This is a genomic window from Streptosporangium nanhuense (assembly GCF_059358815.1).
In genome coordinates this window covers 1-537 of record NZ_JCADBG010000143.1, presented here as the reverse complement: position 1 = coordinate 537, position 537 = coordinate 1, and the positions used below count along the sequence as shown (strand labels likewise).

General features: G+C 72.1%; 1 protein-coding gene. It reads right to left on the bottom strand.

From position 1 onward, the window contains the following. On the bottom strand, positions 1 to 537 hold a 537-nt coding region (locus AC5L38_RS44395), incomplete at both ends, for an acyltransferase domain-containing protein (RefSeq protein ID WP_495248856.1).

Below are 537 nucleotides of genomic sequence, written 5' to 3'. Positions count from 1 at the left end.
ATCGACACCTCGCCCTCGCGGCCCGCCAGCAGGGCCGCGACCTCCTCCTCCGACGCCCGCACCGACACCATCGCCCCACCGACCGGCAACCCCTGCATCAACCGCGCCCGACCCGCCACCAGGGCGCACGCATCGCCCAGGGACAACACCCCGGCCACATGGGCGGCAGCGATCTCCCCGACCGAATGACCCGCCAGCACCCCCGGCTTCACACCCCACGAAGACACCAACCGAAACAGCGCCACCTCCAGCGCGAACAACGCCGGCTGCGCCCACCCCGTCTGATCCAACGCCTCCGCCCGCTCGCCGAACAGCACCTCACGCAACGACCCCTCAAGCAGCGGATCCAGCTCGGCGATCACTTCGTCCAAGGCCTCGGCGAACACCGGGAACCGCTCGTACAGCTCACGGCCCATCCCGGCCCGCTGGCTGCCCTGACCGGTGAACAACACCGCCAGCTTGGGCTCGTCCCCGGCCACCCCGCGCACCACACCCGCACCCGGCAGCTCCTCGGCGACGGCTCGCAGCCCGGCCAGC